The organism is Streptomyces sp. MK37H, assembly GCF_018035285.1.
Lineage (GTDB): Bacteria > Actinomycetota > Actinomycetes > Streptomycetales > Streptomycetaceae > Streptomyces > Streptomyces endocoffeicus.
Map to the genome: position 1 here is coordinate 1 of NZ_JAAAYH010000473.1, position 6,669 is coordinate 6,669.

The 6,669-nt window shown below is 68.8% G+C and carries 8 protein-coding genes; 2 read left to right on the plus strand and 6 right to left on the minus strand.

Going from position 1 to position 6,669, the window contains the following annotated elements; translation table 11 throughout:
* Window positions 1–2,406: bifunctional glycosyltransferase family 2 protein/CDP-glycerol:glycerophosphate glycerophosphotransferase (locus GWI24_RS38140; RefSeq protein WP_308344230.1), on the minus strand; the 2,406-nt coding region annotated here is incomplete at its 3' end.
* 142 nt (window positions 2,407–2,548) lie between these two features.
* Here GWI24_RS38140 and GWI24_RS38145 point away from each other — a divergent pair.
* Window positions 2,549–2,737 (plus strand): hypothetical protein, encoded by a 189-nt coding sequence (locus GWI24_RS38145; RefSeq protein WP_210950628.1) that lies wholly within the window; start codon window positions 2,549–2,551, stop codon window positions 2,735–2,737.
* Window positions 2,724–3,041, plus strand: a complete 318-nt coding sequence (locus GWI24_RS38150; RefSeq protein ID WP_210950629.1) for a transcriptional regulator — start codon at window positions 2,724–2,726, stop codon at window positions 3,039–3,041. The genes GWI24_RS38145 and GWI24_RS38150 overlap by 14 nt, the downstream gene beginning before the upstream one ends.
* Window positions 3,042–3,060: 19 nt before the next feature.
* On the opposite strand, the gene GWI24_RS38155 is transcribed toward GWI24_RS38150, so the two are convergent.
* The 5 genes from GWI24_RS38155 to GWI24_RS38175 form a co-directional block, all read right to left on the minus strand.
* Window positions 3,061–3,801 (minus strand): hypothetical protein, encoded by a 741-nt coding sequence (locus tag GWI24_RS38155; protein ID WP_308344228.1) that lies wholly within the window; start codon window positions 3,799–3,801, stop codon window positions 3,061–3,063.
* 72 nt (window positions 3,802–3,873) lie between these two features.
* Entirely contained in the window at window positions 3,874–4,767 is an 894-nt protein-coding gene (locus GWI24_RS38160; protein WP_308344229.1) for a radical SAM protein, read from the minus strand.
* A gap of 125 nt (window positions 4,768–4,892) precedes the next feature.
* Entirely contained in the window at window positions 4,893–5,738 is an 846-nt protein-coding gene (locus tag GWI24_RS38165; RefSeq protein WP_210950632.1) for a helix-turn-helix transcriptional regulator, read from the minus strand.
* Between the two features lie 27 nt (window positions 5,739–5,765).
* Complete coding sequence (locus GWI24_RS38170; protein ID WP_210950633.1) at window positions 5,766–6,278, minus strand: DUF6879 family protein; 513 nt, start codon at window positions 6,276–6,278, stop codon at window positions 5,766–5,768.
* Window positions 6,256–6,486 carry a hypothetical protein gene (locus GWI24_RS38175; RefSeq protein ID WP_210950634.1) on the minus strand — a complete coding sequence of 77 codons (231 nt, stop codon included), beginning with the start codon at window positions 6,484–6,486 and terminating at the stop codon, window positions 6,256–6,258. Before GWI24_RS38175 ends, GWI24_RS38170 begins: the two co-directional genes overlap by 23 nt.
* Window positions 6,487–6,669: the final 183 nt, after the last annotated feature.

Consider the following 6,669-nt stretch of genomic DNA (forward strand, 5'->3'; position numbering starts at 1 on the left):
CGGCGCCGTCCGGGGCTCGGCGGGCCGGTCAGGACCAGCACCGGCGGGACCGGCAGGACCGGCGGGACAAGCGGGACCAGGGGGACCGGCAGGACCAGCGGGACCGGCCGTACCGGCAGCACCAGCAGCACCGGCCGTACCGGCAGCACCAGCAGCACCGGCAGCACCGTCGACGCCGTTCGGAACGGTGCGGACGGCGGCGGGGGCGGGACGGCGCTCGGCGAGCGGGACGACGGGCGGCAGCAGTTCGTGGGGCTCGCCGAGGAACACCCGGCGCACCACGCGTTCGGCCGCCCGCCCGTCGTCGTACGGACAGAAGCGGGCCCGGAACGCGGCGCGCAGCGCGGCCGAGCGCGGACCGCACCAGGCGCCCGTGGCGAAGAGGGCGATCAGCTCGTCCTCGGTGCGGGAGACCGGGCCGGGCGGGGCGGCGGTGATGTCGAAGTAGGTGCCGCGGGCGGCGCGATAGGCGTCCCAGTCGTCGGCGTGGATGACGATGGGGCGGTCGAGGTTGGCGTAGTCGAACATGATGGACGAGTAGTCCGTCAGCAGCGCGTCCGCCGCCAGGCACAGCTCCTCCACCCGGCCGTACCCCGAGACATCGAGCACCCGGCCGCCGGCACTCCCCATGGCCCCGTCCGGAGCGTGGAAGTAGTGCGGCCTGACCAGCAGCGTGAATCCGGGCCCCAGCGCGCGGGCCACCCGCTCCAGGTCCAGCCGTGGCACAGGGCGGCGCTGATAGTCGCGGTGGGTCGGCGCGTACAGCATGGCGACGCTGCCCGCGGGGATGCCGAGCCGGGCGCGCAGCCGGGCCACGTCGTCCTCGGTGGCTTGCTGGAAGACGTCGTCGCGCGGGGAGCCGTAGGGGAGCGTGGTGTAGCCGGAGGGGTAGACCCGCTCCCAGACCAGGGTGGTGTGGCGGTTGGCGGAGAGGCTGTAGTCCCAGCGGTCGACCCGCTCCAGCAGCTTGCCGAAGTCCATGCCGCGGGCGGCGGCCGGACGGTCCCGCAGATCCAGGCCCATGTGCTTGAGCGGGGTGCCGTGGTGGGTCTGGAGATGGATCTGCCCGGGCCGCTTCCGCATCCCCGGCGTGAAGTTGACGTTGTTGACGAGGAAGCGGGCACGGGCCAGCGCCGTCCAGTACGCGGCTGAACCGGGGTGCAGTCGGCGCACCCCGGGCGGCAGGGTGTGGGCGTACTCGGGGGTGGTGATCCAGGCGGTGCGCACCCCCGGCACCAGCTCGCGGACCTTCGTCTCGATGGCCGCCGGATGGCAGGCGTACCCCTTGTGCCAGTACGCGGCGAAGACGGCGAGCCGGGGATCGACGGGGCGGCACAGCTGCACCCGGTAATGCACCCAAAGCGCGGCGGCGCGCAGCCGGGCGTACCCCACCGGGGCCAGGGCGAGGGCCCCCCGCCGCACCTGATCGCCACCCCGCAGCAGCTGATACACGCGGCCGGCGCCCAACCGCAGCAGCAGACACCGCCACCGGGCGCGCCCGGGCGGGGTGGCCGCGCCGTGCGGCCGGTAACGCCGGTGGTGCGCGCCCGCCCGGCGGAAGAACTCGGCCCGGGCCCGCACCGGCAGCCGGTCCGGCGCGGCGGCGATCACGCCGAGGTGGTCGACCATCCGCCGGAACAGCGCCGGGCGCCAGTGGGCCAGCTCGGGCCGGGCGTCGAGAAACCGGAACACCCGGTCGTACTGGTCGAACACATCGAGGTGGCCCCGGCTGGTGGTGCGCAGAATCCCGCCGCGCCGCCGCTGCCGGTAGTGGACGCACACCCGGTCCAGGACGGCGATGGACTCCGCGCTGAGCAGCACGGGAAAGGTCCAGGGCGTGTCCTCGTAGAACCCCGGCGGAAAGGCGAAGCCCTCCGCGCGGACGAAGTCCCGGCGGTACGCCTTGTTCCAGGCGACCATCAGCAGCCGCAACAGCTCCGGCCGCTGATCGAGCCGGAACACCTGCCGGACGCTCTCGGGGTCCCCCTCCCGGAGCAACTCGGCCCGGACGTTCCGTACGACGTCACCCGTCCAGTCCACCCGTGCGTAGTCGAAGACCAGCACCTGCGGCTCGCCGGTCCGCGCCAGCCGGTCGGCGATGGCGCGCAGCGCGCCGGGGGCGAGGGTGTCATCCCCGTCGAGAAAGAGCAGATAGTCCCCGGTGGCCCGCCGAATCCCAGCGTTCCGCGCCCGCCCGAGACCCGCGTTCTCCACCAGATGCACGGCCCGCACCCGCCGGTCCCGCTCGGCGGCCTCATCGATGATCGCGCCACAGGCGTCCGGCGAGTGGTCATCGACCGCGATCAGCTCCAGGTCCGTGAAGTCCTGCTCCAGCACGGACCGCAGACAGTCACTCAGATACGGCTGGACCTCGTATGCGGGCACGATGACGCTGAACCGGGGCACGGCGCATCCCATCGGTCGAAGCGGCACGGATGGTTCCTCACACCATCATCTGAACGCCCACGAATGGCGCGGCAGCGTGCCGGAACGCCCCACAAAAGCCCCCCGTTCGGCCCAGCGCCCGACCGCTCATGGAGTTCAGGACATGACTGTCCTGTCGGTTGACTATGCCCCTGAGGGGAAGCCGTTCCCGTACACGGGGACGGTGGTGGGCGCGGTGCTCGGCGCCACCCTCATCATCTTCGGCCGCAACCTGCAGCGAGCCCTGAACTCCCTGGCCCTCCGCGGCGACGGCAAGGACGGCCTGGGCGGTGTCACCTATGGATCCCGCTGACTTCGACACCGCCCTGCTCGACCCGACGCGGCTGTCGATCGTGTCGCTGCTGGTGGGCGTGGAATGGGCCGAGTTCGGATGGGTGCGCGAGTCGGTGGGAATGTCGCCCTCCGCGCTCTCCAAGCAGGTCAGCACGCTCGAGACCCGGGGCTATGTCGAGGTGAAGAAGGGCTACGTGGGCAAACGCCCCCGAACGTGGCTCGCGCTCACCCCGACCGGACGGGACGCGCTCGAGAGACACGTGGCGGCGCTGCGCCGCGTCGTCGAGGAGTCCCAGCGGGCCGCGGAGCGGCGCGACAGCTGAACGGAAGTCTGCCTAGCTCCTACGTGCCCGCTCCTCGGTGGAGCGCCCACGCCCGAGCGGCTCCGGCCATGTCTTCGAGCCAGGAGGCATCAGGGAACCGGCGGGCCCGCGACCGGTACATGCGGAAGGTGGCGGCGGCGAACGCGTCGATCGCGACAGGGTCCGCATCCCCCCACACCTGGCAGTGAACGGCCCAGGACTCCGCCCCCTGGGCCGCGTGCCCAGCCGCGATGAGCTGGATGACGAGGCAGGCCACGTCGATGAACGCGGCCCCTCTCGTCGGCCACGCCCAATCCACGGCCCACGCACCGTTCTGGCCGATGATCAGGTTGCTCGGGTTGATGTCCGTGTGCAGCAGGCCGTCGCCTCGGAACAGATCCGCCTCCGTCTTGTCACGTGCGAACCGGTCCCAGCGGGTCTCGGGCCAGTCCCGCGCGACCTCGGGCAGGTCGAGCGCACTGATCCGGTTCAAGGTGTCGACCACGGCTGGCAGATCCGGTGAGCCGGGCTCGAGATCCGCCCGCCTCCCTTCCACCACCTCGAACCCCAGAGCAATCCAGCCCTCGTCCTCCGCATGCCACAGCAAAGCCGGGGCGACCGGCTTCACCGCCGGGTTGACCAGTGCTTCTCGAACCAGGGAGTCCCGCCGCCCTCCCGGCCGGTTACGCACGGCCTTGACAAAGAACGGACCCTTCTCGCAGTGGATCAGGGCTGTGAGGTCCGAACTGAAACCACGCGAGGTGGGCTCCACGTCGGTCACGGGACCTGTGTAGGGCTGGAGAAATCTCCAGAACTCCTCCGGGGGAAGGCTGCTGCTCATTGAGTCCTTCGCTCAGTTCCGCGGGGTGCACTCACTGCCCGGGAAGCCCGGCGAGCACTCGTCGGGGACATTGTCCGGGTCGCAGCCGCTCGACGAGTCCGGGCCGCAGGGGTCGGACCGCTTAGCCGCACGAATGACTGTGTTGGCCCTGGCCATCGCCTCGCCGCCCAGGATAGTGGCCAAGGGCGTGTCCCGGACGTTGCCGACGCTCATCCAGCCAGCGGAGAACACGCACGGGGACACGCCGCCGTCCGGGCCGATGGAGGCCCTGCCCGTACCGCACCGCCCGCACAGTCCCGAGGCGTCCGGAGCCGCGCCTTTGGAGCCCCGCCCGAAGGGGCGAACGTGATCCACGCTGATGCGCTTCACCCCAAGTGCTTCCAGCTCCTGGCACGCGGCGTCGACTCGCTGTGTCTCGGTGGTCGCGACGATCCCGGCGCGCAAAGGGATGCTGAGCTGTACGGCCCTTCTGATGTTCGCCAGGGTTCGGGCGTGACTGGGTCGGCCGGTCACCGTGTTGTGCTCGTTCGCCCGATCCGAGTAGTACGACGTGGCCAACGAGGCGCCCCCACGCTGAAGGACCGACCACCAATGGGGGGAGAGATGTACGAGATTGCTGTAGGCCTCGATGCTCAGGCCGAGGCTCAGGGCGTGCTCCACTAGGAAAGCGCCATCTGGGTGAAGAGTCGGCTCACCTCCGATGATGGTCACACGACGGACGCCGCCACCGGCGGCTTGGCCGATGACGCTGACCCAGTCCTGGCGCGTCATGGTGCCGTGCGTCCCCTCGGGCCCCGAGGAGTTGAAGCACGGGCCACACCGGAGCTGGCACTTACGGGTGAGGTCGAGCCAAAGCAACTCGGCGGGCCGGTGCGGAGTCGTTGGCTCTTCGATGATCGCCGTCACGATGGTCCTTTCCCGAGATTGATGCGGCTGGGAATCCCGCCAGAACTGCTGCTTTCCAGCCGCACTCATAAATCTAGGGAGGAGGTATAAGGCGCTCTACGAATGTGCCGGAACTTGCCCGACATTCACTCCAGAGATTCGATGGCCGCGGTGATGATTTCCCGCGCGGCGGGACCGTGAACGGCGAGTTCGGTCAGTTCGCTGAACGTCTGGGCATACATAGCGAGTTCGTGATGCTGCACAACGGTGAGATGGGCCGAGACGAGTTCGACGTTCACTGCTTCGTCGTCGTACAAGAAGAAGCCCTCGACGGGCCAGAGAGTTGAACGGTCCGCGTCCTGGGGGATGATGCCGATGCTCACCGAGGGGAGCGCCATCGCACTGAGAAGGTGGCCGAGTTGCCCGGCCATCACGTCCGTTCCGCCGATGCGATATCGGAGTGCGCTCTCCTCCAGGAGGATGGCGAACGTGTGGTTGCCATAGACGACCTGCTGCTTTGCGACACGCACCTTGACGGCTGCCGGAACATCGTCGATAAGCCCACGGCGGTTACGAAGGGAGGTGAGCAGCGCGGTGATGTATGGGGCCGTCTGCACCGGTCCGGGGATGAGCCACGGCGAGTAAATGCGGAATCGCTGCGTGCGCTCCCAGAGCGGGAGGACGGACTCCTGGGCCCACTTGAGCCCATTGCGCTCCATCTTGCGCCACTCGACATACATGCCGGCGATTCCGCGGGCTGTCGAGATGAGGTCTTCTGTTTCACTCTCCGCGCCACACGCGGAACACCAATCGCGAAGGTCGCGCTCCGAGGGCGCGCGGGTGCCGCTCTCGAAGCGCGAAGCCTTCGACTCATGCCAACCAAGATTGTTAGCCAGCGCTCGCTTGGTGAGACCGGCTGCTTGGCGTATTTCGCCGAGGCGTTGACCGAGCGCTTTGCGGGCCTCTTGAACGCTTGAAGAGGGCGATGTCATGTCGGTGTGAAGCTGCTGTTGAGTCCGTCAGACCAACTCGAACTCCGCGTGTGGCGTTGCCCGCTTCCACACGGCGTCGAAGGCCGACTCGCACAGCTTCGCCACCTCCGGATCTTCTGTCAGCTCCACCTCCATGTTCTCGCCCTCGCCATCGAAGTGGTTGACGAGGACGAGGCTGGAGTCGAACAGCCAGAAGTCGTTGCCCGGAAGAGCGAGATCGGTCGAGTTGCGCCGGGAGAGCCAGCGCACCTCTTCGCCGGCGGCGATGTTCAGGCCGTCCGTCACGTCGTACTCGAAGCGGATGTACTCGCTGACGGGTGTCGAAACGACGCGGGCACGTCGGACCTCGACGTCTCGCGAGGCCGCTTCCGTGACGATGGCGTGCCAGTCGGCCCAGCGCTCTGCGGGGTCGAGGACCTCACCGACCTTCCAATCGATGAAGGCCGGGTCCGACTTCATGTAGGCGTCGCGCATCTCCAGGTGGACCGCGGTCCGCTGGCAGTCGCGGAACAGTTCCTCAAACGTCGGGGTCCTCGTCATCCGGCTTCACCTCCAAGAAGAACTGCACCATGCGCCGGGGGATCTCCACCACCGACTCGTGGCCGGGGATGTCCATCTGCCCGAGTCGTTCAGCGTCTTCCACCTTCCACCCCTGCACGAGGTAGTTGTCCTTCTCCTCGTCGAGGTAGATGGTGGGGGAGCCACCGCTGGGGCTTTCCGGATCCTTACCGAGCCTACGCAGGGCCATGATGTCCTCCTGGGGTGCCCATAATGCTCTCTGTGCCCGAGTTTGCCGGTGACTGTGTAGTGGAGCGAGGAGCTTGCCGAAACTTGCCAGACACATCCTCTGCTCAGCAGGCCGCCCGCAGATCCTCGCCAGAGGCGGCGGCCCGGCAGTCGCGGCAGCGGTTGTCGTTCGCGGAGCGGAAGG